Annotated in this window: 26 protein-coding genes and 1 tRNA gene; 16 read left to right on the forward strand and 11 right to left on the reverse strand. The window is 69.6% G+C overall.

Annotated elements, in window-relative coordinates:
- Nucleotides 1–4 precede the first annotated feature (4 nt).
- Together LG391_RS01625 and LG391_RS01630 are read right to left on the reverse strand one after the other, a co-directional pair.
- Nucleotides 5–1,387 carry a sensor histidine kinase gene (locus LG391_RS01625; protein WP_225765325.1) on the reverse strand — a complete coding sequence of 461 codons (1,383 nt, stop codon included), beginning with the start codon at nucleotides 1,385–1,387 and terminating at the stop codon, nucleotides 5–7.
- Nucleotides 1,374–2,039 carry a response regulator transcription factor gene (locus LG391_RS01630; protein WP_225765327.1) on the reverse strand — a complete coding sequence of 222 codons (666 nt, stop codon included), beginning with the start codon at nucleotides 2,037–2,039 and terminating at the stop codon, nucleotides 1,374–1,376. The genes LG391_RS01625 and LG391_RS01630 overlap by 14 nt, the downstream gene beginning before the upstream one ends.
- Nucleotides 2,040–2,141: 102 nt before the next feature.
- Between LG391_RS01630 and LG391_RS01635 the strand changes: the two genes are divergently transcribed.
- From LG391_RS01635 to LG391_RS01665, 7 genes are all read left to right on the forward strand, one after another.
- Nucleotides 2,142–2,915 carry an ABC transporter ATP-binding protein gene (locus tag LG391_RS01635; RefSeq protein ID WP_034841145.1) on the forward strand — a complete coding sequence of 258 codons (774 nt, stop codon included), beginning with the start codon at nucleotides 2,142–2,144 and terminating at the stop codon, nucleotides 2,913–2,915.
- Between the two features lie 11 nt (nucleotides 2,916–2,926).
- Entirely contained in the window at nucleotides 2,927–3,808 is an 882-nt protein-coding gene (locus tag LG391_RS01640; protein ID WP_225765329.1) for an ABC transporter permease, read from the forward strand.
- Between the two features lie 52 nt (nucleotides 3,809–3,860).
- Nucleotides 3,861–4,877 (forward strand): ABC transporter substrate-binding protein, encoded by a 1,017-nt coding sequence (locus LG391_RS01645; protein WP_225765331.1) that lies wholly within the window; start codon nucleotides 3,861–3,863, stop codon nucleotides 4,875–4,877.
- A gap of 115 nt (nucleotides 4,878–4,992) precedes the next feature.
- Entirely contained in the window at nucleotides 4,993–5,991 is a 999-nt protein-coding gene (locus LG391_RS01650) for an integrase core domain-containing protein (protein ID WP_225765342.1), read from the forward strand.
- Between the two features lie 182 nt (nucleotides 5,992–6,173).
- Nucleotides 6,174–7,685: an AlkA N-terminal domain-containing protein gene (locus tag LG391_RS01655; protein ID WP_225765344.1), complete on the forward strand. Its 1,512-nt coding sequence runs from the start codon at nucleotides 6,174–6,176 to the stop codon at nucleotides 7,683–7,685.
- Complete coding sequence (locus LG391_RS01660) at nucleotides 7,678–8,211, forward strand: methylated-DNA--[protein]-cysteine S-methyltransferase (protein WP_225765346.1); 534 nt, start codon at nucleotides 7,678–7,680, stop codon at nucleotides 8,209–8,211. Before LG391_RS01655 ends, LG391_RS01660 begins: the two co-directional genes overlap by 8 nt.
- A 24-nt stretch (nucleotides 8,212–8,235) precedes the next feature.
- The gene (locus LG391_RS01665) at nucleotides 8,236–9,054 is read left to right on the forward strand and encodes an isocitrate lyase/phosphoenolpyruvate mutase family protein (RefSeq protein ID WP_225765358.1); all 819 of its coding nucleotides are present in this window, start codon (nucleotides 8,236–8,238) and stop codon (nucleotides 9,052–9,054) included.
- Nucleotides 9,055–9,067: 13 nt separating this feature from the next.
- On the opposite strand, the gene LG391_RS01670 is transcribed toward LG391_RS01665, so the two are convergent.
- Nucleotides 9,068–9,445 carry a DUF4180 domain-containing protein gene (locus LG391_RS01670; protein WP_225765360.1) on the reverse strand — a complete coding sequence of 126 codons (378 nt, stop codon included), beginning with the start codon at nucleotides 9,443–9,445 and terminating at the stop codon, nucleotides 9,068–9,070.
- A gap of 76 nt (nucleotides 9,446–9,521) precedes the next feature.
- Here LG391_RS01670 and LG391_RS01675 point away from each other — a divergent pair, with 76 nt between their 5' ends.
- On the forward strand, nucleotides 9,522–10,487 hold the full coding sequence (locus tag LG391_RS01675; RefSeq protein ID WP_225765362.1) for an SDR family oxidoreductase: 966 nt from the start codon (nucleotides 9,522–9,524) through the stop codon (nucleotides 10,485–10,487).
- On the opposite strand, the gene LG391_RS01680 is transcribed toward LG391_RS01675, so the two are convergent.
- On the reverse strand, nucleotides 10,438–11,451 hold the full coding sequence (locus LG391_RS01680) for a LysR family transcriptional regulator (RefSeq protein WP_308013034.1): 1,014 nt from the start codon (nucleotides 11,449–11,451) through the stop codon (nucleotides 10,438–10,440). The genes LG391_RS01675 and LG391_RS01680 overlap by 50 nt on opposite strands.
- Nucleotides 11,407–11,496, reverse strand: a tRNA-Ser gene (locus LG391_RS01685). The genes LG391_RS01680 and LG391_RS01685 overlap by 45 nt, the downstream gene beginning before the upstream one ends.
- A gap of 537 nt (nucleotides 11,497–12,033) precedes the next feature.
- Between LG391_RS01685 and LG391_RS01690 the strand changes: the two genes are divergently transcribed.
- Genes LG391_RS01690 through LG391_RS01715 form a run of 6 tightly spaced genes read left to right on the forward strand, consistent with a single transcriptional unit; the run spans nucleotide 12,034 to nucleotide 17,667 of the window.
- Nucleotides 12,034–12,768, forward strand: coding sequence for a septal ring lytic transglycosylase RlpA family protein (locus tag LG391_RS01690; RefSeq protein ID WP_225765373.1), 735 nt, complete (start codon nucleotides 12,034–12,036; stop codon nucleotides 12,766–12,768).
- Nucleotides 12,769–12,816: 48 nt separating this feature from the next.
- The gene (gene tmk / locus LG391_RS01695; protein ID WP_225765375.1) at nucleotides 12,817–13,455 is read left to right on the forward strand and encodes a dTMP kinase; all 639 of its coding nucleotides are present in this window, start codon (nucleotides 12,817–12,819) and stop codon (nucleotides 13,453–13,455) included.
- Complete coding sequence (locus tag LG391_RS01700) at nucleotides 13,452–14,528, forward strand: DNA polymerase III subunit delta' (protein WP_225765377.1); 1,077 nt, start codon at nucleotides 13,452–13,454, stop codon at nucleotides 14,526–14,528. The genes tmk and LG391_RS01700 overlap by 4 nt, the downstream gene beginning before the upstream one ends.
- A gap of 29 nt (nucleotides 14,529–14,557) precedes the next feature.
- Nucleotides 14,558–16,111 (forward strand): methionine--tRNA ligase, encoded by a 1,554-nt coding sequence (gene metG / locus LG391_RS01705; protein WP_225765379.1) that lies wholly within the window; start codon nucleotides 14,558–14,560, stop codon nucleotides 16,109–16,111.
- Nucleotides 16,111–16,905 (forward strand): TatD family hydrolase, encoded by a 795-nt coding sequence (locus LG391_RS01710; RefSeq protein WP_225765381.1) that lies wholly within the window; start codon nucleotides 16,111–16,113, stop codon nucleotides 16,903–16,905. The genes metG and LG391_RS01710 overlap by 1 nt, the downstream gene beginning before the upstream one ends.
- Before the next feature lie 3 nt (nucleotides 16,906–16,908).
- Nucleotides 16,909–17,667, forward strand: a complete 759-nt coding sequence (locus tag LG391_RS01715) for an MBL fold metallo-hydrolase (protein ID WP_225765383.1) — start codon at nucleotides 16,909–16,911, stop codon at nucleotides 17,665–17,667.
- 29 nt (nucleotides 17,668–17,696) lie between these two features.
- Here the strand turns inward: LG391_RS01715 and LG391_RS01720 are convergent, their stop codons facing one another.
- Nucleotides 17,697–17,873: a hypothetical protein gene (locus LG391_RS01720; RefSeq protein ID WP_225765385.1), complete on the reverse strand. Its 177-nt coding sequence runs from the start codon at nucleotides 17,871–17,873 to the stop codon at nucleotides 17,697–17,699.
- Between the two features lie 267 nt (nucleotides 17,874–18,140).
- Between LG391_RS01720 and LG391_RS01725 the strand changes: the two genes are divergently transcribed.
- Both LG391_RS01725 and mgrA read left to right on the forward strand, forming a co-directional pair.
- Nucleotides 18,141–18,599, forward strand: a complete 459-nt coding sequence (locus LG391_RS01725; RefSeq protein WP_225765387.1) for a hypothetical protein — start codon at nucleotides 18,141–18,143, stop codon at nucleotides 18,597–18,599.
- A gap of 28 nt (nucleotides 18,600–18,627) precedes the next feature.
- Entirely contained in the window at nucleotides 18,628–19,677 is a 1,050-nt protein-coding gene (mgrA, locus tag LG391_RS01730; RefSeq protein ID WP_225765389.1) for an L-glyceraldehyde 3-phosphate reductase, read from the forward strand.
- Here mgrA and treF read toward each other — a convergent pair.
- From treF to LG391_RS01755, 5 genes are all read right to left on the reverse strand, one after another.
- Nucleotides 19,674–21,329, reverse strand: coding sequence for an alpha,alpha-trehalase TreF (gene treF / locus LG391_RS01735; RefSeq protein WP_225765401.1), 1,656 nt, complete (start codon nucleotides 21,327–21,329; stop codon nucleotides 19,674–19,676). The two genes, mgrA and treF, sit on opposite strands and share 4 nt — an antisense overlap.
- 89 nt (nucleotides 21,330–21,418) lie before the next feature.
- Nucleotides 21,419–22,834 (reverse strand): glycoside hydrolase family 15 protein, encoded by a 1,416-nt coding sequence (locus LG391_RS01740; RefSeq protein WP_225765403.1) that lies wholly within the window; start codon nucleotides 22,832–22,834, stop codon nucleotides 21,419–21,421.
- The gene (locus LG391_RS01745; protein WP_225765413.1) at nucleotides 22,831–23,055 is read right to left on the reverse strand and encodes a hypothetical protein; all 225 of its coding nucleotides are present in this window, start codon (nucleotides 23,053–23,055) and stop codon (nucleotides 22,831–22,833) included. Before LG391_RS01745 ends, LG391_RS01740 begins: the two co-directional genes overlap by 4 nt.
- 48 nt (nucleotides 23,056–23,103) lie before the next feature.
- Nucleotides 23,104–24,396 (reverse strand): glucoamylase family protein, encoded by a 1,293-nt coding sequence (locus LG391_RS01750; protein WP_225765415.1) that lies wholly within the window; start codon nucleotides 24,394–24,396, stop codon nucleotides 23,104–23,106.
- Nucleotides 24,393–26,246, reverse strand: coding sequence for an ABC transporter ATP-binding protein/permease (locus LG391_RS01755; RefSeq protein ID WP_225765417.1), 1,854 nt, complete (start codon nucleotides 26,244–26,246; stop codon nucleotides 24,393–24,395). Before LG391_RS01755 ends, LG391_RS01750 begins: the two co-directional genes overlap by 4 nt.
- Nucleotides 26,247–26,287: the final 41 nt, after the last annotated feature.

Below are 26,287 nucleotides of genomic sequence, written 5' to 3' on the forward strand. Positions count from 1 at the left end.
GGCCTCAAGCCCCGAAGCGCAGCACCACCGAGAATCCCTCGGCCGGGTCCTGCCGGAACTCGACCCGGCCGCGATGGGCCTTCATCACCTCGGCGGCGATGGCCAGGCCCAGGCCGGTGCCGTCCTCCGAACCGGAATGGAACGGCTCCAGCGCCCGCGCCCGGTCGGCCTCCGCGATGCCCGGGCCGTCGTCGTTGATCTCGATCCAAGCGCCATTTGGCCAGGCGCCCTCCGCGCCGTCGCCGACGCGAACCAGCAGCCGGGTCTCGGCGCCATGCGCCAGGGCGTTGTGGATGATGTTGGACAGGGCCTCGCGCAGGCTGACGGCGTCGCCATCGACCATCACCGGCTCCTCCGGCGCCTCGAAGGCGATGCGCACGTCGCGGTCGAAGGACAGCGGCACCGACGCCGCCAGGACCGTCCGCGCCAGCTCCACCAGATCGACCGGAGCGAAGGCGCCGATCTCGCCGCGATGGATCACCATGGCGTGGTTCAGCAGCTGGTTGGTCAGCCGCCCCAGCTCCGCCGTGCGCTGCCGCACCCGCTCCATCTGCTGCTGGCGCCGGCCGGCCGATCTCTCGTGGCCCAGCAGCTCGACCTGGGCGTCCAGCGCGGCCAGCGGCGTGCGGATCTGGTGCGCGGCGTCGGCGATGAAGCGCTGCATCAGGCCGATGCGGCCGGCCAGCCGGCCCATGAACAGGTTGATCGACGACACCAGGGTGCGGATCTCGGTCGGCGTGGCGACGTCGAGCGGCTTGAGGTCGTCCGGCGCCCGGTCGGCCAGCGCCTTCTCGATCCGGATCAGCGGCGCCAGCGCCCAGCGCACCGCCACCGCGCCGGCCACCATGGTCAGCATCCCCATGGCCAGGACGATCAGCACCGCCTGGCGGGTCAGGGACCGGGCCAGGGCATCGCGGGCCCGGGTGGTCTGGGCCAGCACCACCGTGGCCCAGCCACCATCGCTGTCATCCATCCGGCGGCCCAGCACGGCGACCCGCACCGCCTCCCCCTGGAAGCTGCCATCCTCGACCACCACGCCGTGCCGGGCCTGCTGGGCCGCGGCGGGATCGAGCGCGAGGTCGGGATATCCCGCCACCACCACGCCGCGCGGGTCGACCACCTTGTAGTAGACGAGGTCGTAGGCGGAGAGGGAGGCGAAGGCCGCGACCGGCGGGTCCAGCGCCACCACCCCGCCCTGCATGAACACGTTCTCGGCCACCTGCACCGCGCCGCCGACCAGCAGGCGGTCATAGGCCTCGCCGGCCGCTAGCCGGGCGTAATGCGCGGCGGCGGCGATCACCCCGGCGGTGCCGAGGCAGACCACCACCGCGATGAAGGCGAGGATGCGGACATAGAGCGAGCCGCGGATCCGGTCAGCCGACGACAAGCTGATACCCGAGGCCGCGCAGCGTCCGGATCTCGACCGAGGATCCCGCCAGCTTGCGGCGGATCCGGGTCACGTACTGCTCCACCGCGTTTGGGCTCGGCTCCTGGTCGAAGCTGTAGATCTGGTCCAGCAGGTCGTCCTTGGAGACGATGCGGCCGGGCCGCGTCGCCAGGATCTCCAGCACCGTCAGCTCGCGCCGGGTCAGGTCCAGCGGCCGGCCTTGGACAGCGGCCAGCCGCGCCGCGCGGTCGATGGTGACGTCGCCGCAGGTCAGCACATTGCTGCTGTCGCCGGTCCGGCGGCGCAGCAGGGCGCGGGCCCGCGCCTCCAGCTCACGGTAGTCGAAGGGCTTGACCAGGTAGTCGTCGGCGCCGAGGTCGAGCGCGCCGACCCGGTCCTCGACGCCGGAGCGGGCGGTCAGCACCAGCACCGGGGTGGACCGGCGCCGCGCCCGCAGCTCCTTCAAGAGGGCGATGCCGTCGCGGCCCGGCAGCATGATGTCGAGCACCAGCAGGTCGTAATCCTGCACCCCGAGCATGTCTCCGGCCGCCTCGCCGTCGCGCTCCCAGTCGACCGCATGGCCCATGCGCTCAAGTCGGGCGACGATCGCCTCGCCGATATCCGCCGTGTCCTCGACCACCAGGATGCGCACGGGCTCTCCACTGTTCCGATTCCGAGTCAGGCTGGCGTCAGCTTGATGCGGAACACTCCCTGCAACGGCCCGCCGAAGCGGTGCCGCTGCCAGGGAGGATATATGGCCATCGTGCAATCGCCGCCAGCAGACGCGTTGCTCTCCGTCCGCCAGGTCACGCTGCAGTACAAGACCGACCAGGCGGTGGTCACCGCCACCCATCGCGTCGATTTCGACGTCCACCCCTCCGACCGTTTCATCCTGCTCGGGCCGTCCGGCTGCGGGAAGTCGACGCTGCTGAAGGCGATCGGCGGCTACATCGCGCCGACCGAGGGCGAGATCCGGCTGAAGGGCCGTGCGGTGTCCGAGCCCGGGCCGGACCGGATGATGGTGTTCCAGGAATTCGACCAACTGCTGCCCTGGAAGACGGTGCGCGAGAACGTCGCCTTCGCGCTGATCGCCAGCCGCCGCCTGGGCCCGGCCGAGGCGCGCGACCGCGCCGGCCACTACATCGAGAAGGTCGGCCTCGCCAAGTTCGCCGACAGCTACCCGCACATGCTGTCGGGCGGCATGAAGCAGCGCGTCGCCATCGCCCGCGGCATGGCGATGGAGCCGGACGTGCTGCTGATGGACGAGCCCTTCGCCGCGCTCGACGCCCTGACCCGCCGGCGCATGCAGGACGAGCTGCTGCAGCTGTGGGAGGACACGCGCTTCACCGTGCTGTTCGTCACCCATTCGATCGAGGAGGCGATCCGCATCGGCAACCGCATCCTGCTGCTGTCGCCGCATCCGGGGCAGGTGAAGGCCGAGCTGAACAGCATCGGCCGCGACGACTGGGGCACCGCCGCCCAGGGCGCGCTGGAGGCGCGCATCAACGACATGCTGTTCGTCCATTGAGGGCCGCCACCATGACCGACACGACCATTGCCGGGGGCGTCGCCTTCCGGCCCGAGATACTGCGCGACACGCCGAAGACCGACATCCCGCCGGTGGAAAAGGCGATCTCCCCGGTCGAGCGGGTCTATCGCTTAGGCTTCGTGCGCAAGACGCTGATCCTGCTGGTCTTGGCCCTGATCTGGGAGGGCTATGGCCGCTGGCTGGGCAACCCGCTGCTGTTCCCGTCCTTCACCGAGACGCTCGACGCGTTCCTGAGCAACATCGGCAACGGCGTGCTGCCGGCGCGGGCGGCGGCGTCGCTGCAGACGCTGGTGATCGGCTACGCCATCGGCATTGCGCTCGCGGCGGTGCTGACCACGGTCGCCATCGGCTCGCGCATCGGCGCCGACCTGCTGGAGACCCTGACCTCGATGTTCAACCCGTTGCCGGCGATCGCGCTCTTGCCGCTCGCCCTGATCTGGTTCGGGCTGGGACAGGGCAGCGTGATCTTCGTCCTGGTCCATTCGGTGCTGTGGGCGATCGCGCTGAACACCCATTCCGGCTTCCGCGCCGTATCCAACACGCTGCGCATGGTCGGGCTGAATTACGGGCTGCGGCGGCTGTCGCTGGTGCGGCACATCCTGATCCCGGCGGCGTTCCCGTCGATCCTGACCGGGCTGAAGGTCGGCTGGGCCTTCGCCTGGCGCACCCTGATCGCGGCCGAGCTGGTGTTCGGCGTCTCCTCCGGCTCCGGCGGCCTCGGCTGGTTCATCTACGAGAACCGCAACCAGCTGGAGACCGCGAACGTCTTCGCCGGCCTGTTCACCGTCATCCTCATCGGCCTGTTCGTCGAGAACGTGGTCTTCGCCACGATCGAGAAGAAGACCATCCGGCGCTGGGGCATGCAGCACTGACGATTTGTGCAACAACGGGCCGGATCGGCCGGCCCGGACAAGGGAGGACACCATGGGAATGATGAAGAGCTTCGCCGCGGCGGCGATCGCAACGGCGATCGGGCTCGGCCTCGCCGGCGCGGCGCGGGCCGAGGTCAGCGAGATCCGGGTCTCCAAGGGCTACGGCATCCTGTACCTGCCGCTGATCGTGATGCAGGACCAGAAGCTGTTCGAGAAGCAGGCCAAGGCGGCCGGCCTCGGCGACGTCGCGGTGAAATGGGTGATGCTCGACGGCGGCAACGTCATCAATGACGCGATGATGGCCGGCACGCTCGACTTCGCCGGCACCGGCGCGCCGGGCTTTATCACCCTCTGGGCTAAGGCCAAGGGCATCCCGAATGTCGAGGTCACCGGCATCAGCGGGCTCAGCTCGACCTCGCTCTGGCTCAACAGCAACAAGCCGGAGCTGACGTCGCTGGCCGATTTCGGGCCGGCGGACAAGATCGCCCTGCCGGGCATCAAGACCTCGCTGTCGGCCGTGGTGCTGCAGATGATGGCGGCCAAGCAGTTCGGCCGCGAGAACTTCGCCCAGCTCGACCCGATGACGGTCAGCCTGCCGCATCCCGACGCGCTGGCGGCGCTGACCTCGGGCCAGACCGAGGTGAAGGCGCATTTCACCTCGCCGCCCTTCTCCTATCTCGAGGTCAAGAACCCGGCTATCCACCGCGTCGCCAGTTCGGTCGACGTGATCGGCAACATCACGCTCGACGTCGTCTTCGCCCCGAAGCGCTTCGTCGACGCTAACCCGAAGACGGTGGACGCCTTCCTCGCCGCGCTCGACGAGGCCAACGCCTTCATCGCCGCGCACAAGCAGGAGACGGCGGAGATCTTCTCGCGCAGCTCGGCGGTGAAGATCTCGCCGGAGGAGGTGCTGGAGATCCTGAACGACCCGGACACCCGGTTCTCCACCACCCCGACCAAGGTGATGGACTTCGCCGACTTCATGCACCTGGCCGGCACCATCAAGGTGAAGCCGGCGAGCTGGACTGAGCTGTTCATCCCGCAGCTTGCAAGCCGGGCCGGGAGCTGACGGCGGGGGACTCCGGTCTCTTCGGGTAGAGACCTTTCCTGAAATCCCTATACCGTCATTGCTGTGCATGTTCATTAATTCGTTGATCGATGCCGGCGAGAAGGAGGCGGCATCGATGCGGGACAACAGCTACGACCGGACGATCGAGCGCAACTATCTGCAGAAGTGGCGCTTCCTGATCCCGGAATACGAGGCGGTGAAGGCCGGGACGTCACAGACGTTCCGGCGGGTCGGCGAGTTCTACCGGCATCACGGCACCTGCTCGCAGACCTTCCGCAAGTATTACAACCGCTATCTGCTCAGCGGCTCGGAGCAGGATCTGCTGCCGCAGCGGCGCGGACCGAAGTGGCGCGAGCGCCGCGACCCCGACGGCATCGAGGCCGAGATCCTGGCCTGCCGCCAGCGCGGCCTCAACCGCTACGAGATCCATGCCGTCTTGCGGGAGACGCGCCAGGATGTATCGTCCTTGCCGTCACCCTCCACCATCTACCGCAGGCTCAAGCAGCATGGCCTGAACCGCAAGACCAAGGCCATGGTCGAGACCAAGCGCAGGATCATCAAGACCATGCTCGGCGAGATGGGCCATGTCGACCTGCACCAGCTGCCCCGCGACATGTTCCTGCAGCCGCCCGCCAAGCCGGCCTACCTCGTCTGCCTGATCGACGCCTGCTCCCGCCTGGCCTGGGCCGAGATCCTCGCCAGCAAGAAGGCCCTGCCGGTGATGTTCCGCACCCTGAAGATGATCAACACCCTCAACGCCAACTACGGCCTGCAGTTCAAGGACATCCTCACCGACAACGGCGCCGAGTTCGCCTCCCGGCAACACCCCGAAGACCACCCCTTCGAGGCCATGCTCCTCGAGCTCGGCATCAACCACCGCTACACCAGGCCCTACCGGCCCCAGACCAACGGCAAGGCCGAACGCTTCTGGCGCACCCTCAACGACGACCTGATCGACGGCGCCACCTTCGACCACCTCGAACACTTCTCCAACGAGCTGTTCGAATACCTCGTCTACTACAACGCCTTCAGGCCTCACCAAGCCCTCGATGGCCTTACCCCAAAGGCCTTCGCTCTCACCAAAACCCAACCCAACCGATCAGCGAATTCCTGAACCTCTACAATTGCGAGCGTAGCGAAGCAGTCCAGGGCCAGCGCGAACCGGCCCCTGGATTGCTTCGTCGGCTTCGCCTTCTCGCGATGACGGTGAAGGGGGACCGCGCCGCCAGGCACCCTTCCGCCGACCATGTCCGAAAACCGCGAGCGCGATCGCTCCGGACGTGACATGGTCGGGGTATGGAAACGCTCGACCCCGAAGCCTGCTACCGCGCCCTGGTGACCCGCGACCCGCGGTTCGACGGGCGCATCTTCGTCGGCGTGACTTCCACCGGAATCTATTGCCGCCCGGTGTGCCCGGCCCGCACGGCGAAGTTCGAGCACTGCCGGTTCTACGCCTCCGCCGCCGCGGCGCAGGAGGCCGGGTTCCGGCCCTGCCTGCGCTGCCGGCCGGAAACGGCGCCCGACCTCGCCTCCTGGCGCGGCACCTCCAACACCGTGTCGCGCGCGCTGGCGCTGATCGCCGATGGCGGGCTGGACGGGGAGGCGGGGGTGGAGGCGCTGGCCGACCGCCTCGGCGTCGGCGGCCGCCAGCTGCGCCGGCTGTTCAAGCAGCATCTCGGCGCCACGCCGGTCGCCGTGGCCCAGACCCGGCGCGTGCTGTTCGCCAAGCAGATGATCCAGGAGACGCGGATGCCGATGGCCGAGGTGGCAATGGCCGCCGGCTTCGGCAGCGTCCGCCGCTTCAACGAGACCTTCCACGACCTGTTCCGCCGCCCGCCCAGCGCGCTTCGCCGCCGGGCCTGGGCCGGGCTGCCGGTCGATTCGGTCGCCGCCGGCGGGGTGACGCTGCGGCTGCGCTACCGCCCGCCCTATGACTGGCCGGCGATGCTGGCCTATCTGCGGGCCCGCGCCATCGAGGGGGTGGAGCAGGTCGCAGGCGAGGTCTACCGCCGCAGCGTCGCCGAGGGCGAGGAGATCGGCACCGTCGAGGTCCGGCACGAGCCGGCGCGCGACAACCTGGCGGTGCTGGTGCGCTTCCCCTCGGTGCGCGCCCTGCCGGGCATCCTGGCCCGGGTGCGGCGGGTGTTCGACGTCGGCGCCGACATCGAGACGATCGGCGCCCATCTGTCGCAGGATCCGTTCCTGGCGCCGCTGGTGGCGCAGCGGCCGGGCCTGCGCGCCCCCGGCGGCTGGGACGGGTTCGAGCTGGCGGTGCGCGCCGTGCTGGGCCAGCAGGTCACGGTGGTCGCGGCCCGGCAGCTGGCCGGCCGGCTGGTGTCGATCTGCGGCGCCGAGGTGCCCGAGGCGGCGCGGCTGAACCCCGCTTTGTCCCGTGCCTTCCCATCGCCGCAGCGCGTGGCGGCGGCCGATCTCGGCGCGCTGGGCATGCCGGGGTCGCGCCGGGCGACGCTGACCGCGCTGGCCGAGGCCGCGATCGCCGACCCGCATCTGTTCCGCCCCTTCGGCACGGTGGAGGAGGCGATCGCAAGGCTGCGCCGCATCCGCGGCATCGGCGACTGGACCGCCCAATACATCGCCCTGCGCGCGCTGCGCGAGCCCGACGCCTTCCCGGCCAGCGACATCGGCCTGCTGCGCGGCGCCGCCGACGGCGCCGGGGGGCGGCCGACCCCCGCCGACCTGCTGCAGCGGGCCGAGCCCTGGCGGCCCTGGCGCGCCTATGCCGCCCAGCATCTCTGGGCCGCCGATGCCGGGCCTGTGGCGAAGGTCGCGGGGGCGAAGCATGGCTGAGGCGCTGGTCTTCGACCGCCTGCCGAGCCCGCTCGGCGAGCTGCTGGTCGTCGCCGACGATGCCGGCCGGCTGCGCGCCATCGACTGGTGCGAGGAGGAACGGCTGCGCGCCCGCCTGGCCCGCAGCCTCGGTGGCGACGACTTCACGCTGGCGCCGCAGCGCAACCCGGCCGGCCTGACCGCGGCGCTGGAGGCGTATTTCGCCGGCGACCTCGCGGCGATCGACGCGCTGCCGGTCGAGGCCGCCGGCACGCCGTTCCAGCGCGCGGTGTGGGCGGCGCTGCGCGGCATCGCCTGCGGCACCACCGTGTCCTATGGCGAGATCGCCCGGCGGATCGGCCAGCCGGGCGCCATGCGCGCCGTCGGCCTCGCCAACAATGCCAACCCGATCCCGATCGTCGTGCCTTGCCACCGCGTGATCGGTGCCGACGGGTCGCTGGTCGGCTTCGGCGGCGGCCTCGACCGCAAGCGCTGGCTGCTGAACCACGAAGGCGCCGGCAGCAGGCAGCTGTCGCTCGCCATCTGAATCGAACCTGGGAGAGGAAAGCTCATGACCGACACCCGTCAGGCCGAGTCCCTGCAGCAGTTCCGCCGCCTGCACCAGGACGGCATCCTGCTGCTCGCCAACGCCTGGGACGCCGGCAGCGCCCGGCTGATCGAGAGTCTCGGCGCCAAAGCGATCGCCACCACCAGCGCCGGCGTCGCCTGGGCGCATGGTTATCCGGACGGCGACGCGCTGCCGCTCGACCTGCTGGTCGCCACCACGGCCGACATCGCCCGCATCATCCGGGTGCCGCTGACTGTCGACGCCGAGGGCGGGTACAGCGACGATCCGGCCGCGGTCGGGGAGGCGGTGGCCCGGCTGATCGGCGCCGGCGCCGCCGGCATCAACCTCGAGGACGGGGCGGGGACGCCGGACCTGCTCTGCGCCAAGATCGAGGCGATCAAGCGCGCCGCCGCCCGCAGCGGGCAGGACGTGTTCGTCAACGCCCGCACCGACGTCTATCTCCGTGGCCTGGCGCCGGAGGGCGGCAAGGTGGCGGAGGTGCTGGCCCGGGCCGAGCGCTACCGCGCCGCCGGCGCCGACGGTATTTTCGCGCCGGGAGTTACGAGGCCCGAAGAGGTCCAGGCGATCGCAGCCGCGGCGCCGCTGCCGCTGAACGTGATGGCGCGCCCCGGCCTGCCCGGCGCGGCCGAGCTCGCCGCCCTCGGCGTCCGCCGCCTCAGCGCCGGCTCCGGCATCAGCCAGACGGTGTTCGCCCGGATCGCCGAGCTGGCGAAGTCGTTCCTGCAGGACGGCGTGTCCGATCCGCTAGTTTCCGGCGCGATGCCGTATCCGGAGATCAACGCGCTGATGGCGGAGAGGTGAGGGGAGCGGGTGGTCAAACCCCGGTTTGGCCGCCGCCGAGCCGGGCCACCAGACTGTCCAGGCTGGGCTCGAACCAGATCTCGTTGCCGCGATTGGCCTCCCGCACCCAGTCGCGCAGGGCAGCGCTGGCGGCGAGATGCTGCGAGATGTCGCCGATCACGGCCAGCTTCAGCCGGTAGTTGACGGCCTTCTGGGCGAATTCGCCGGCGACACCGGTACGGAGCTGGAAGAAGGCCGGTCCGAGGCGTGCGGCCGGCACGGCGATCACCGAGGCGCCGGCGGACAGCGCCTCGCCGATCAGGTCGGCGGCGCGCTGCGGGCTGTCGATCGCCGGCCCGCTCGCGTCGCAGGACAGGATCGTCTCGTCGCCGCTGTGCAGCAGTTCGGTCATCGGTCGGTTCCGGGTTGTTGGCGAGGCCAGCGGCGGCGCTTTCTGCCTCGTCGGGAATGTTCAGCTCGCCTCGTGCATGAAGCCGCGCGAACCCCATTTCGCCTTCTTCTCGAGCCACTTCCGCGGCTGCCATCCGAGCTTCATGACCGCCTCTCGGGATCTGATCACGAATCTGCTCAACTCTACCCAATGCCTTGGCAGAGCGACAACCATCGGGACCTCCGATAACCCTATCGGTTTCTTCCGTTTCGTCCATTCGCGCCGGCCTGCGATCCCTGGACCATCGCTGATCCGAACGGAGGCATGGCAGGTCATGGATATCGCGAAAGGAAGGATCCTGATCGTGGGCGGCGGCTCCGGAATGGGGCTGGCGCTGGCGCGGCGGTGTCTCGGCGCCGGTGCCGAGGTCATCATCGCCGGGCGCAGCGAGGCCAAGCTGAAGCAGGCCCGCGAGGATCTGGGGCAGGCGTCGTCGCTGGAGACGGTCGCAGTCGATATCGCGCGGGAGGAGCAGGTGGCCGATCTGTTCCGGCGGACCGGTCCTCTCGACCACATCGTCAGCACCGCCGCCGATATCGAAGGCGCCTATGAGCTGCTGCCGGCGATCGACCTGAAGGCCGCTCAGAGGGTGATGGACAGCAAGGTCTACGGGCCGCTTCTGCTCGCCAAATACGGCGCGCCCATGCTGCCGGCCTGGGGATCCATCACCTTCACCTCCGGCATCGCCGCCTATCGGCCCTCGGCCCGCGGTTCGGTGGTCGCAGCCGTCAACGCGGCGCTGGAAGGGCTGGTCCGGGCTCTGGCGGTCGAACTGGCGCCGATCCGGGTCAATGCCGTCTCGCCCGGCTGGGTCGACACGCCGATCTGGGCCCATGTCGCCGGCGACGAGAAGGAGGAGAGGCTGAGCGCGATGGCAAAGCGGTTGCCTGTCGGCCGGGTCGGGCGGCCGGACGATATCGCCGATGCCATCGGCTTCATGATGGGCAACGGCTTCACCACGGGGACGATACTGCATGTCGAGGGCGGCCACCGGCTGATCTGACCGGCGCTAACCCATCCCCCAACGCGGCCAGCAACAGCCTCAGCGCCGGCGGCTGGACACGCCGGCGGCGCCAGATCGCGGCGAGCGATGCCGACCGGGCCGGCCCGGGCCAGGGTATCTCGACGATCTCGTCGCGATCGAGCGCATCGCCGGCCGCGAGGCGCGGAATGAAGGCAAGCCCCACGCCAGCCGCGACGAGCCGCGCGATCGCGCCGATGCTGCCGACCTCGGCGGCGGGCTTCGGCGCGGCGAAGCCCGCCGCGGCAAACGCCGTGTCGAGCATGCGGCGATAGATGCACCCGGTCTCGGTGGCCACGAAGCGCGCGGCGGCCAGGGCGGCCATATCAGCCGGTGTCGTGTCGGGCGGCTGTCCGGGAGGACCGATCAGAACCAGCGGCTCCATCGATACCGTCCGGCTGGCGAAGCGCTCGTCGAGGCCGCCTTTGTCGAAACAGAAGGCGACGTCGATCCCGCCATCCTCCAGCATCCGCAGCAGCTCGCCGCTGCCTGCGACCTTCAGCCTGAGATCGATGTCGGGATGGTCGCTGCGAAAGCCCGACAACCATCGCGGCAGCTTGGCTGCGGCAATCGTCTCCAGCGCGCCGATCGTCAGCGGTCCGACCGTCTGCCCGCCCGCGGCGTTCACCGCGGCTCGGGCTTCGTCGGCCAACGCCAGGATATCCTCGGCATAGGATTTCAGCGTCTCGCCTGCCGGCGTCAATTCCAGGCCCAGCCTGGAACGCGTGAACAGGCTCGTGCCCAACTCGGTTTCGAGGGACTGGATCTGATCGCTCACGCTCGACTGCGCGAGATGGACCTCCTCGGCTGCGCGGGTGACGTTGCGATGGCGGGCCACCGCGAGGAATGTCCTGAGCAACCTGGGATGCACGAAGCGCCCTCTTCGCACAAGCGGCAGGGATGGCGGAAGGGGTGGGATTCGAACCCACGGTGACGTCGCCGCCACGCCGGTTTTCAAGACCGGTGCCTTAAACCGCTCGGCCACCCTTCCGGACCGGCCGCACCATACGGATTTGCCCCGCCGGTTTCAAATCGCTTCGCATCGGTCGGGCCGTCCGAGCGCGCGGGCAACATCCGACAATTGAAATCGTGAGTTGTCGCTTTTTGCTGCGAACCGAAGCGGTTACGGGCCCCGCTGTCGAACCGATCTGCACGCTAATACAACCTATGAGGGCATACAGAAATACCCAGAAATACTGGGTGCAAACCGACGGATAGGACCGGTTGCCGTACAGCCATCCAGCACATGCTCAGATATGCCGGAGCGGGACGGGACGATTATGCTGGACCATTGACCGGATGTTGTGACATACGGGTTTGCATGACTGCCGAACCGATCCCGACCCGGTCCGGACGCCGTTCTTTTTGCGTGAAATTCAGCCGCACGAAGTCGGATCGTCTCCCGGGGCTCGCCGTCGTTGCAGCCATCGGCGTGGCGCTGGCCGCCACCGGATGCGCTCCCTCCCAGCCGGGAAAGGGGAGCATCGCCGAACGGCCCGTTCTCTCGCGACCCGCTGATCCGGGTGTCGTGGCCATCAACGGCGTGCGCTACGTGGCGCGCACCGATCGCGATTCGGTGCAGGTCGGCACCGCCACCTGGTACGGCCCGGGCTTCCCCGGCCGCAAGACCGCCAGCGGCGAACGCTTCGACAGCGGCCTGGTCACCGCCGCCCATCGCACCCTGCCGATGCCGAGCCTGGTCAAGGTCACCAACCTCGACAACGGCCGGACCCTGATCGTCAGGATCAACGACCGCGGTCCGTTCGTGCGGTCGAAGATCATCGACATGTCCGCCCGCGGAGCGGAACTGCTGGGCTTCCGCGGCAACGGCTCGGCCCGGGTCAAGATCCAGGTGCTGGAGGAGGAGAGCCGCTTCCAGGCGCTGCAGCAGCAGCGGGACCAGGCGCGGAAGAACCAGGTCGCCTCGGCCGGCAAGGATGTCGATCTCCCGGACGCGCGCTACATCGCCGTGCCGCCAGCGCCGCCGGTGCCCGACCGGGTGCCGGAGATCGTCGGCAGCGTCGATGACGATGCCGATCCGAAGCCGTCCGGTCTGTTCGTCGCAGCCGCCAAGGCCACCCGGCCGCAGCAGGTGGCCTCGCTGTCCGACGCCCTGCGCCGCTTCGGCCCGGTCTCGACCGCCGCCGCCGCAGGCGCGATCGAGCTGCGCATCGGACCCTTCATCGACCCCAAGGCCGCATCGACCGCCTTGAAGCAGATCGCCGCCGCGGGCTATTCCGGAGCACGCGTCGTCGCCGAGTGACCCCTGTCGGTTCGCGGCGGGACGAGGCCGCAACCGGGGACGGATCGCTTGGGCAATCGCGGACGGTTCATCACATTCGAAGGTGGCGAGGGCTCGGGCAAGAGCACCCAGGTCAAGCGCCTGGCCGCCGATCTCGCCCGGCGTGGCCTCGACGTCGTGAGCACGCGGGAGCCCGGCGGCTCGCCGGGGGCGGAGGCGATCCGCAACCTGCTGGTCAAGGGCGACACCGACCGCTGGGACCCGGTCACCGAGGCGCTGCTGCATTTCGCGGCCCGGCGCGACCATCTGCGCGTCACCGTGCGCCCGGCGCTGGAGCGCGGGGCCTGGGTGGTCTCCGACCGCTATGCCGACAGCTCGATGGTCTATCAGGGCTGGGGCCTGGGCGTGGACCGCGATGTCCTCGACGCCCTGTTCCGGATAGCGACCGACGGGCTGAAGCCCGACCTGACGCTGATCCTCGACGTGCCGGTCGAAACCGGCCTCGCCCGCGCCGGCGCCCGCCGCGGCGGCGAGGACCGCTACGAGCGGATGGGCGAGGCCCTGCACCAGCGCCTGCGCGAGGGCTTCCTGGCCATCGCCGCGGCCGAGCCGGAGCGCTGCGTCCTGATCGATGCCGGCGGCACGGTCGACGAGGTCGCGGCCGCGATCCGCACGGCGATCGAGGCGAAATTCGGGCCGACATCATGAGCGGTGAGTTTTCCGCGCCCCGCGCCAATCCACGGCTGCTCGGCCACGAGACTGCGGAAACGGCGTTCCTTGAGGCGCTGCGCGCCGGAAGGCTGCCCCATGCCTGGCTGATCACCGGCCCGCCCGGCATCGGCAAGGCCACCTTCGCCCACCGGGTCGCGCGATTCCTGCTGTCCGGCGGCCCGCGCGGCGCCCACAGCCTGGAAATCCCGGCCGACCATCCGACCTTCCGCCGCGCCGTTGCGGGCGGCCATGCCGACCTGCTGACCATCGAGCGAAACGGTGGCGGCGAAGAGGAGAAGAAGCGCCGCAGCCGCGAGATCCCGGTCGAGGAGATCCGGCGGATCGAGCCGTTCCTGCGCCTCACCGCCGCGGAGGGCGCCTGGCGCGTCGTCATCGTCGACGAGGCCGAGGCGATGAACCGCAACGGCGCCAACGCCCTCCTGAAGATCCTGGAGGAGCCGCCCGCCCATGCCATCCTGCTGCTGACCTGCGGCAATCCCGGCGCGCTGCTGCCGACGATCCGGTCGCGCTGCCGCCTGCTGGCGCTCGAACCGCTGCCGGACGCGACCGTCGACCGGCTGCTCGCCGAGCACGCGCCGGAGCTGGACCCCGAGGAGCGGGCGTCGCTGGTCCGGCTGGCCGAGGGCAGCATCGGCCGGGCGGCGGCGCTGATCGAGGATGGCGGGCTGGGTCTCTACCGCGACATGCTGGCGCTGCTCGACGACTTCCCGCGGGTGGATTTCCGGGCCGTGCACAGGATGGGCGACCGGATCGGCCCGGTGGCGGCGGAGTCGAGCTGGCGCCTGTTCACCGGCCTCCTGGTCTGGTGGATGGAGCGGCTGGCCCGCGCCGCCGCCCGCGGCACCGCCCCGGCCGAGATCGTGGCGGGGGAGGAGGCGGTGATGCAGCGGGTGGTCGGGGCCCTGGGACGGGCCGGCGGCCTTGATCGCTGGGTGGAGCTGTGGGACAACACCCGCCGTCTGTTCGCTCAGGCGGACGGGTCCAACCTCGATCGGAAGCAGGTTCTCCTGCAGGCGTTCATCGGCATCGAGCGCGCCTGCAACGGCTGACCGCCGCCGTAGCACGGAAAGAGGCCGCGATGTCGGCGCCGAAGACATTCTACATCACCACCCCGATCTACTACGTCAACGACAAGCCGCATATCGGCCACGCCTACACGACGCTGGCCTGCGACGTGCTGGCCCGGTTCAAGCGGCTGGACGGCTATGACGTCCATTTCCTGACCGGCACCGACGAGCACGGGCAGAAGGTGCAGAAGGCGGCCGAGCTGGCCGGGGTGGACCCGCAGACCTTCACCGACCGGGTCAGCCAGAACTTCCGCGACCTGGCCGCGGCGATGAACTTCAGCAACGACGACTTCATCCGCACCACCGAGCCGCGGCATATCAAGGCCTCGCAGGCGATCTGGGAGGCGATGAAGGCGAACGGCGACATCTATCTCGGCGGCTATGCCGGCTGGTACTCGGTGCGCGACGAGGCGTTCTACGGCGAGGATGAGCTGACCGTCGTCGACGGCAAGCGCATCGCCCCGACCGGCGCCGAATGCGAATGGGTGGAGGAGCCGAGCTACTTCTTCCGCCTGTCGGCCTGGGGCGACCGCCTGCTGGCCTTCTACGAGGCCAATCCGGACTTCATCGCGCCGGAGTCCCGCCGCAACGAGGTGATCGCCTTCGTCAAGGCGGGGCTGCGCGACCTGTCGATCAGCCGCACCACCTTCAACTGGGGCGTGAAGGTGCCGGGCGACGAGGCGCACATCATGTATGTGTGGGTCGACGCGCTGACCAACTACCTCACCGCCGTCGGCTATCCCGACACGCAGGCCGAGAGCTTCAAGCGCTACTGGCCGGCCGACCTGCACATGGTCGGCAAGGACATCCTGCGCTTCCACGCCCTGTACTGGCCGGCCTTCCTGATGTCGGCCGGGCTGCCGGTGACGAAGCGCGTCTTCGCCCACGGCTGGTGGACCAACGAGGGCCAGAAGATCTCGAAGTCGCTCGGCAACGTGATCGACCCGCTGGAGCTGGTCGACACCTACGGCCTCGACCCCGTGCGCTATTTCCTGCTGCGCGAGGTCTCCTTCGGCCAGGACGGCGACTTCTCCCGCCGCGGCATGATCCAGCGCACCAACGGCGAGCTGGCCAACGGCTTCGGCAACCTGGCCCAGCGCGTGCTGTCGATGATCGCCAAGAACTGCGACGGCAAGGTGCCGCAGCCGGGTCCGTTGACCGACGAGGACCGGGCGCTGCTGGCCCAGGCGCCGGATCTCCTGGAGACGCTGCGGCGCGAATTCGACGTCCAGGCCTTCCATCGCGGCCTGGACGCGGTCTGGGCCTTCGTCGGCGAGGCCAACCGCTATGTCGACGAGCAGGCGCCCTGGGCCCTGCGCAAGACCGATCCGGCGCGGATGGCGACGGTGCTGTGGGTGCTGGCCGAAACGGTGCGGCGCCTGTCGATCCTGATGCAGCCGGTGATGCCACAGTCCATGGCCAAGGTGCTGGACCAACTCGCCGTGGCCGCCGATGCCCGCAGCTTCGATTGCATCGGCGACGACCATGCGCTGGTGCCCGGCACGCCGTTGCCGGCACCGCAGGGTGTGTTCCCGCGCTATGTCGAGCCGGAGGCCGGGGCCTGATGCTCGTCGACAGCCACTGCCATCTCGACTTCCCGGATTTCGCGGCCGAGATCGACGACGTTGTCGGCCGCGCCCGGGCGGCCGGGGTCGGCTGCATGCTGACCATCTGCACCCGGCCGGACCGGCTGCCGGCCACGATCGCGCTGGTCGAGCGGTTCCCGATGCTCTACGGCGCCGCCGGGGTGCATCCGCACGAGGCGAAGGACTTCATCGACCTGACGGTCGAGGCGATCCTGGAGCTCGTCGCGCACCCGAAGATGGTCGGCATCGGCGAGACCGGCCTCGATTACCATTACGGTCTCAGCCCGGCCGAGGCGCAGCAGGAGAGCTTCCGGCGCCACATCCGGGCCGCCCGCATCGCCGACGTGCCGGTGATCGTCCACACCCGCGAGGCCGAGGCCGACACGCTGCGGATCCTGGCCGAGGAAGGGCAGGGCGGCGACCGCCCGCCGCTGCGCGGCATCATCCATTGCTTCAGCGGAACCCGGCAACTCGCTGAAGAATCGGTGAAACTCGGACTTCACATCTCCCTGTCCGGGATCGTGACATTCAACCGGTCCGAGGACATCCGCGCCACGGCGAAGGACCTGCCGCTCGACCGCATCCTGGTCGAGACCGACGCGCCCTACCTGGCGCCGGTGCCGAAGCGGGGCAAGCGGAACGAGCCCGCCTTCGTCGCCCACACCGCCCAGCGGGTGGCCGAGCTGCACGGGCTGTCGGGTTCGGATTTCGCTCGAAGGACGAGCGACAACTTCTTCGGCCTGTTCACGAAGATCCCGAAGCAAGAGGCCTGAACGATGCGAGTGACGGTGCTCGGCTGCGGCGGTTCGATGGGCGTGCCCATGGTCGGCGGCATCTGGGGCACCTGCGATCCGGCCAATCCGCGCAACCGCCGGCGCCGCCCGTCCATCCTGGTGCAGAGCGACAGCACCACGATCCTGATCGACACCTCGCCCGACCTGCGCGACCAGCTGCTGGACCACGACGTCAAGAGGATCGACGCGCTGCTCTACACCCACGCCCATGCCGACCACATCCACGGCATCGACGACCTGCGGCCGCTGGCCTTCAAGCAGCCGGTCAACGCCTATATGGACGCGGCGGTGCGGCAGGAGCTGGAGGAGCGCTTCGGCTACATCATGACCTCGGTCGAGATGGACCGCGGCTTCTACCACCCGTTCCTGGTGCCGCATCTGCTGGACGGGCCGTTCCGGGTCGGCGACATCGACATCGTGCCGTTCGAGCAGGACCATGGCCGTGTCGTCTCGATGGGCTACCGCTTCGGCCGCTTCGCCTATTCGACCGATGTCGTCCGCCTCGACGACCGCGCCTGGGCGGCGCTGGAGGGGGTGGAGCTGTGGATGGTCGATGCGACGCGGCCGGAGCCGCATGTCTCGCACGCCCATCTGGCGCTGACGCTGGAGTGGATCGAGCGGCTCAAGCCGAAGCAGGCTTGGCTGACGCACATGAACCACCAGATGGACTATGAATGGCTTTGCCGGCAACTGCCGGACCATGTCCGGCCAGCGCATGACGGGCTGGTGATCGAGATCTAGGGGCGGCGGCCGACGCCGCCCCCCTGCCATCAACGGCGCGGCGGCCGGCGCGGCTGCGGGGCCGGGTTGGCGGCCTGGTTCGCGGCGGCACGCTCGGCCAGCGCCAGCTCGGTCTTCAGCTCGGCGATCTTGCGGTCCATGGCGGCCCGCAGAGTCGGCGAGGTGTGGCTGCCGAGATGGGCGCGCTTCTGCTCCAGCTCCTGCAACTGCTTCTGCTTTTCCTGGCGGTTCCGGCGAATCGGCGCGCCGTCGGACCGCTGTCCGTCAAAAGAACGCATAACTGACCCTACGCTGGGTTTTCGGAGGGATGCCGTGGGCACGGCCCGGGACCGTGCCGCATCCGCGGAAGCGCTGGCCTAACCGATCCGGGGGTGATCGTGCAAGCTGGTATGTCGCCCGCCCGCGCGCTAGGGTCGCTCGCTTGCGACCAGGGACGGGACGGAGAGGGCGCCGTGCAGCCATCGACACGCAGATTGCGACTCTGGCGCGCCGCGGCCCTGGCGCTGCTGATCGGCCTGTTCGCCGCAACCCCGGCCGGCGCCGGCCCGAAGGACCACCGCTTCCGCATCGTCGACGAGCTCGGCCCCGACCAGATCGAGGAGCTGATCGCCGTCGGCATCGACGGCCGCACCGTCGGTGTCCTCCACGTCACCAGGGAAGACCCGATCGCCGAGCTGCAGGTGAAGGTGCCGGCGGGGCGGACGGTGCGCTACGAGCTGTGCGGCTTCCTGATCGTCGAGACGCCGGAGGGCGGCCGCCGCCAGCACCCGATCAACCATACCGGCACGATTGCGGACGCCGACGGGCGCGAGCTGAAGGCCTTCAACCAGAACAACGAGGTCTTCTTCCTGCAGGACGGCGCGCCGCAGGACGCCGATGCGGCGAAGACCGCGATCGTCGGCACGGGGCAATGCGCCCAGCCGGTCGCCTGACGCCAACACGGATAGGACGGACACAGCCATGCAGACGCCCTGGATCGCCGATACGGCGCGCTACGAGACCGCCCGCTTCCGCCGCTCCGGCCGTAGCGGACTGCAGCTGCCCGAGATCTCGCTCGGCCTGTGGCAGAATTTCGGCGGGGTCGACCACTACGAGACCGGCCGCGCCGTGCTGCGCCGCGCCTTCGACCGCGGCGTCACCCATTTCGACCTGGCCAACAATTACGGCCCGCCCTACGGCTCGGCCGAGGAGAATTTCGGCCGCATCTTCGCCGCCGATTTCCGGCCCTATCGCGACGAGCTGCTGATCTCGACCAAGGCCGGCTACGACATGTGGCCGGGGCCCTACGGCAATTTCGGCTCGCGCAAATACCTGGTCGCCAGCCTGGACCAGAGCCTCAGGCGCATGGGGCTCGACTATGTCGACATCTTCTACTCGCACCGGCTCGACCCCGAGACGCCGCTGGAGGAGACGATGGGCGCGCTCGACCATGTCGTGCGCCAGGGCAAGGCGCTGTATGTCGGCATCTCCTCCTACTCGCCGGAGGCGACCCGCCAGGCGGCGGCGATCCTGAAGGATCTCGGAACGCCCTGCCTGATCCACCAGCCCTCCTATTCGATGCTCAATCGCTGGATCGAGGACGGGCTGCTCGACACGCTGCAGGAACTCGGCATCGGCCGCATCGCCTTCTCGCCGCTGGCCCAGGGCATGCTGACCTCGAAGTACCTGGACGGCGTGCCCGAGGATTCGCGGGCCAGGCGCGGCCGCTCGCTGCGCACCAACCTGCTGTCGGAGGGCAACATCGCCCGCATCCGGGAGCTGAACGCCATCGCCCAGCGGCGCGGCCAGACCCTGGCGCAGATGGCGCTGAGCTGGGTGCTGCGCGACCCGCGCGTCACCTCGGCCCTGATCGGCGCCCGGTCGGTGGCGCAGCTGGACGACAGCCTCGACGCGCTGAAGGGCGCGCCGCTGACGGCCGAGGAGCTGGCCGAGATCGACCGGCACGCGCTCGATGGCGGCATCGACCTGTGGCGCGCCTCTTCGACCGCCACCGCCAAGGCGGCCGGCTAAGGGGGACGGCGCAGGGGCTGGGCCTCCGGCGCCCGGTTGTCGTTCGCTGCCGCCAGGCAGGCGATGTCGCCGCCGCTTGCGGTGGTGAGCTGCGGGTATGTCGCCAGCAGCCGCCGCAGCACGCCGTTGGTCCAGCCGAAGCCGTCCTGGTTGGGATACTCCCCGCCGCCGGCGGCTTCGGTACCGGCGACGTCGTATTTCTCGGTCAGCTTGCCGGTCTGCGTGTAGACGCCGGCGACCCGCTCGGCCCAGCGGCGGGCGACGGTTTCCGCCAGTTGGTCATGGCCGGTGCGGGCCAGGCCGCGGATCGCGATCCATTCCAGTGGTGCCCAGCCATTCGGCGCGTCCCATTGCTGCCCCGAGGCGATCTCGGTGGTCAGCAGGCCGCCGGGGGCGAGCAGCCGGCGCTCCAGCGTCTCGGCGACGCGGGCGGCCTGGTCCGGATCGGCCAGATCGAAGAACAAGGGATAGGCCGTCGCCAGAGTCACGGCGCCGGTGCGTCGCCCCTCGCGCCACAGATAGTCGGTGAACACGCCGGCCTCCTGGTCCCAAAGCAGACGTCGGACCGCCTCGGCACGCAGCCTGGCGCGGGCCTCCAGCTCCGCCGCGCGCTCCGGCCGGTGCGACGCCGCATAGGCCTTCGCCAGGACGCTCTCCAGCTCGGCCATCAGGCTGTTCAGGTCCGGCGGCACCACCGCCGTGGTGCGGATGGTGGCCAGGGTCTTGCCGTCCGCCAGCCAGCGCGAGGAGAAGTCCCAGCCGCTTTCGGCCGCGGCCCGCAGGTCGCGATAGACTTCGACCGGTGCCCGGTTCGTCGCCCGTGCGGTCTCGACATCCTCGCGATAGGATTCGTCGCGCGGCTGGTCGCTGTCGTCCCAGTAGCGGTTCAGGAGAGTGCCGTCCGGCAGCCGGACCACGCGGCGATGGGCAGCCCCGGGCTCCAGGGAATCGGCGCCGTCCATCCAGAAGGCATACTCCCGGGCCAGGCTCGGCAGGTGGGCGGCATAGGTCGCGCCCGGGTCGTCGCTGCTTTCCGCCACCAGTTCCACCATCGCCGCGAAGAACGGCGGCTGCGACCGGCTGAGATAATAGCTGCGGTTGCCGTTCGGGATGTGGCCGTAGCGGTCGATCAGGCTGGCGAAGTTCGCCAGCACGTCGTGCGCCAGATCGTCCCGGCCGCTCTCGATCAGGCCGAGCATGGTGAAGTAGGAGTCCCAGTAGTAGACCTCGCCGAAGCGCCCGCCCGGGACGACATAGGGGTTCGGCAGCGGCAGCAGGGAGGACCGCGGGTCGGGCCGGTCCGGCGGCCGTTTCAGCACGTCCCACAGCCCGTCGATATGGCTGCAGACATCCTGGCCGGGCACCGAGCGGTAGCCGCTTTCATGCGTCGCCGGCGGCGTGAAGTACCGGCGCACGAAGGCCGCGAGATCGAATCCGGCCTCGTCCTTCCGCTCGGCATAGAGGCGCAGGATCTCGCCGGGCGCCGCCTTCGGCTCGGCATCGACGAAGGTCTTGCCGTCCGGGAAGACCCGCTGCATCTGCACGTCCCGGAACAGCTCGCCATAGGTCTGCGACGGCGGCTGCTGGGCCAGGCCGGGCAGGGCGACGAACCAGAAACCCAGCAGTGCTGGGATGGCGCGGAACAGGCGCATGGGAAAGATCTCCGGCCTGGTGGTCGCGGCGAGGAACATAGGGCTCGTACGCGCACCGGCCAGAGCGTCGGGCCAGATCGTCGAGTCCGTCAGATCTGCGCGATCCGGCGCCGCGCCTGGACCGCGGTGATGAAGCCGGCATAGCTCCAGCCCAGATGCTTGGCCGAGCTCTGGGCGCCGGTCGCGCGATCGATCTGTTCGGACAGCGCACCGTCCAGCGGAGTAAAGGTCCGGACCGTCGCAAGGAAGGCGTCGCCGCGGGCGAGGAGGGCGCCGACCAGGCGTCGACTGTCGAGGTCTTCCGGCCCGGGCTCGGCGCCCAGGACACGAACGACGAAGCCGCGGTTGTCTTCGGTCAGCGCGAATGCCGCGCCGCCTGCCACCCCCGCGGCCAGACGGTAGTTGAACTCCGCTGCGGCGAGGGTCGCGATATACCAGGCCCCACCGCCGTAATATCGATCCTCGCGGAACCGGCCGAGCGCCGGCGCCGGCCGCCCGGCATTGATCGGGAACAGGCCGACGAACAGATCCTCGAGCGCGGCGAGCGTGGCCTGGGCCTTCGGGTCGAGCATGCTGTGCGGCCCGGCGGGCAAGCCGGCATGAAGCACGCCGAGGATCACGGCGATGTCGAGGTCGCGGCCCATTGCGCCGGACGCGGCCGGCAGCAGGCTGGCATAGGCCCCAGCCCGCCAATGGCCGTCCAGCGCCTCTGCAAGGGCCGCCGAGGCCTCCCAGCACCGCCCGGCGGTCCCGGAGTCGCCACAAGCCTCCAGCCAATCGGCACCCCGGCGCAGCGCGGCGCATTGCACAACGCGGGTGTAATAGTCGTGGCCGAGGCTGTCCTCCCAGATCTCGAAGCTGGGCTCGGCGTGATGCGCCAGGACGAAGTCCAGGTCGATGCGCAGCAGCCCGGCCGCCTCGTCCCGCACGCCCGGCTCCAGCAGGCCGTCGTCGAGGCACCGCAGCAGGGTCAGGGCCCGCAGCGCCGACCCGTCATGCTGCGGCCGCGACCAGTTCAGCGTGTCCAGCGTGCCGTCCGGGTTGACCCGGACCTCGCCCCAGACCCGGTCGCCGGCGACGCCGCGCAGATCGGCCTCGGAGCGGACATGCTGCACGACATCCGGGTCGACGCCCTGCCGCGGGTCACCCTTGGCCAGCACCGCGGCGCCGGTCAGGCCGCGCAGGCCGAGGCTGAAGCGGATGAAGTCGCGGATATGGCCGGCATCCGCGGCCGGCCGGGTGCCGTCGGCCACCAGGATCCGCAGTGCGTCCATCACCAGCGCCGAATCCCGGAACCAGTGGAAGAAATAATCCGGGTCCGGGTCATAGGCCCCCATCACCGAAGAGGCCACGACCGATCCCGGCTTCGGCACGATGCGCTGGCGGAAGGGCCGCCGCTCCTTCACCAGATGGGTGGCGGAGACGCCGAGCGTCAGGTTCCGGGCGGCGACCGCGTATTGCCGGTCGAGCCAGTCGGTCAGAGCGGTGCTGCCGGAGGGACTCAAGCGTCGATCAGGCCGAGACGGGTCTCGATCCGGTCAAGCCGCTTCTCGATCTTGTCGAAGCGCACGGAGTGTTCGGCCAGGACGACTTCGATGCGCGCGGTGTTGACTTCGAGCCGCCCGACACGGGCGGTCAGGTCGTCCAGGCGGTCGACGATGCGATCCATGCCGGCGCGAAGATGCCGGAGATGTTCGAGGACGAGGTTCTCGGTGTTCTCGTTCATGGCTCGACCAATGTAGCAGACTTTCCAGGAGATAGACGATGGTCGCCGTCATCGCCCGCCCAGATGCGGGCTCTCGAAGCCGAGGGTGCGCAGGCCGCGCTGGACGTCCGGGTCGCTCATGAACAGCCGCCACAAGAGGCCGGTGCGGTGGTTCTCGATCATCACCACGATCGGGCCCTGGTCGATCGCCAGATAGGTGTCGGCCACCCAGTTCGCCTGCTCGGAGAAGGCGTCGACGAAGCCGTATCGATCCCAGATCCGGTCGCCCAGCTTTTCGTAGAAGTGCCGCAGCGCCCGCATCGACTGCTCCGGCGTGTAGGGCATCGCCGACAAGGCGGCGGTCGGGGTGATGACGCCGAGGTCGTTGTCCGGCGCATGGGCCGAATAGCCCCCCGGCGTGTCGCTGGCGGTCAGGCCCCAGCAATCCGGCCCGTAGCCCTTGAAGCCGTTCGGGTTGCGGACGCAGTGCTCGTAATTGATCAGCGTATGCCGGCGGTTCTGCTCCCAGTAGTCGGCATACCGGTCCTTCAGGCCGCGCGGGTCGAGGCCGAGGAAGGAGTAGTGGCTGAAGAACAGCGGCCCGCCATAGGGCATACCGAGCGGCAGCTCGACGTCGTAATAGCTGCGCCGGCTCAGGAACCAGCGGCCGACGGCCCAGCCGCGGTGATAGACCTCGGCGTCGATGGCGTAGCGCGGCGAGGCGGCGGCGATGACATAGGCGATCAGGCACTCGTTCCAGCCGCGGATCTCGTGGCCCAGGCCCCAGCCGTTGTTGGCGCCCCAGTGCCAGAACAGCACGTTCAGCCCGCCGCGGGTGTACCAGTTCCACTCGGTCTCGTTCCACATCCAGCCGATGTGGTTGCGCAGCTCGGTCTCGGCGGCCGTGTCGCGGTCGAAATAGCGGCGCGCGGTCAGCAGCCCCTGGAACAGGAACGCGGTCTCGACCAGGTCGCCGCCGTCGTCCTTGCGGCTGAACGCGACGGTGGCGCCAGTGCGGCCGTCGAGGAAATGCGGGAACACGCCGTGATGCGAGGTGGTGCGCTCGAGATGGCGCACGATCGTCATCAGTCGCTCGACCGCCGCGGCCCGGTCGATCCAGCCGCGCTCGGCGGCGACGATGATGGCCAGGATGCCGAAGCCGGAGCCGCCGGTCGTCACCCAGTCGTTCGGCGCCTTGCCGGCGCGGTCCGTGCGATCCGGGATCATGCCGCTGACCGGGTGCGCCGCCTCCCAGAAGAAGCGGAAGGTCTGGCGCTGCACGAGGTCGAGCAGGGCGTCGTCCGACAGCGCCGCGGCGCCCTTCTTGGAGGCGCGGCGGGGTGCGGCAGGCCGTTTGGTCATTCCATCGGGTCTCGGTGGTGGAGCAGGGGGGCGAAGCCGGCGGAGGAGGGGATCGCCCGCCGCGGCGGCCTGCCGATCGGGATCCGGCGCTCGCCCGTGACCTCGTCGGTCAGATGCAGCCGCAGGACACGGGTGTAGAAGCCGTTCTTGACCTCTCGCCGGGCGATGGTGATCACCGCCGTCTCCGGCAGCTCCTGCTCGAAGATCGACATCGCGGTCTTCCGCCGCTCCTCGTCCAACGCATCGACCATCTCGTCGATGAACACCCATCGCGGCTTGTGCAGCAGCAGCCGGGCGAAGGTCAGGGTCTGCAGCTCGTCACTGGTCAGCTCCTTGTCCCAGTTCTTGACCTGGTCGAGCGAGATCTCGTGATGCCCCATCTCGGTGCGCCGGAGCGCGGCGCAGATCTGCTCGTCGGTGAAGCTGGACGCATCCATCGGATAGGTCAGGGCGTCGCGCAGCGGGCCGGGCGGCAGATAGGGCCGCTGCGGCAGGAACATGGTGCGGGCCTGGGGCGGCATCAGGATGCGGCCGGTGCCCCAGGGCCACAGGCCGGCGAAGGCGCGGAACAACGTGCTCTTGCCGCCGCCGGTGCGGCCGACGATCAGGACCCGCTCGCCCGGCTTGATCTCGACCCGCTCGTCGTCCAGCACCGCCAGGCCGCCGGCCGACAGCACGCCCAGCTTCTCGAAGCCCAGCGTGTCGCCGGTGCCTTCGGCGATCTCGATCCTGCGCGGTTCCCCGTTCAGGGTCTCGAGCGTCACCAGCGTCTCGCGGAAGCTCATCACCCGCAGCAGTGTTGCCCGCCAGTCGGCCAGGTTGCTGAAATTATCGACGAACCAGCGCAGCGCCTGCTGCACCTGGACGAAGGCGCCCACCGCCACCATCAGTTCGCCGAAGGTCAGGTCGCCACCGAAATAGCCGGGCGAGGCGACCAGGATCGGGGCGACGATGGTGAACCAGCCATAGCCGGCGGTGATCCAGGTCAGGTTGGTGACGGCGCGGACGTAGCGCAGCATCACCGCGACGATCCGGTCGAGGTCGGCGTCCAGCCGGCGCCGCTCATCGGCCTCGCCGCTGTCGAGCGTGATCCCGTCGACATGCTCGTTGACCCGGACCAGGGCCGAGCGCAGATCGGCCTCGCGGGCATAGCGTTCGGCATTGATGTTGATCAGCGGCCGCCCGACGCGCCAGCTGATCCAGGAGGCCGCGGCGGCATAGAGCAGGGCGCACCATACCATGTAGCCCGGGATCGACAGAGCCATGCCGTCGATCTTGAGGGCGATGCCCTGGGACAAGATCCACAGCACGCCGACGAAGCTGATCAGCAGCAGGGTCGACTGCAGCAGGCCGATGCCGAGATCGGTCGACAGCTCGGTCAGGTGCCGCGTGTCCTCGTGGATGCGCTGATCCGGGTTCTCGCCGATCTCGCCGGCGCCGGCCAGGCGGAAGGCGCGCTTGGGCTTCAGCCACTCGCTGAACAGGTCGCGGGTCAGCCCGGCCCGCAGCCGCACCTTCAGCGTCTGGTTGAGCCAGGCCTGGGCGACGTTGAGGGTCAGCAGCACGCCGGCGATGACGACGAAGACCAGCAACTGGTGGAAGAAGCCGATCAGGCTCTTCTGCGCCAGCGCGTCATAGAACGGTTGATTCCAGGCGTTCAGCCGGATCTGCGCCGCCGCGGTCAGGGCGACGACGATGACGACGCCGACGATGAGGACAAGGATCCGCTTCCAGTCGGGGGAGGCTCGCAGCGTCCGGAACAGGGTCAGGAGCTGAGAGGGGAGAGTCTGGCTGACGATCGATTGCCCGTCACCAGCAGCCGTGTGCGACGCCTCGGGCGCCTGTGCCATTGAACCTGTCCGATCCCTACCGCTTCTTGCGCTCCCCTTCG

Origin of the sequence: Inquilinus sp. Marseille-Q2685 (assembly GCF_916619195.1) — a bacterium.
GTDB lineage: Bacteria > Pseudomonadota > Alphaproteobacteria > DSM-16000 > Inquilinaceae > Inquilinus.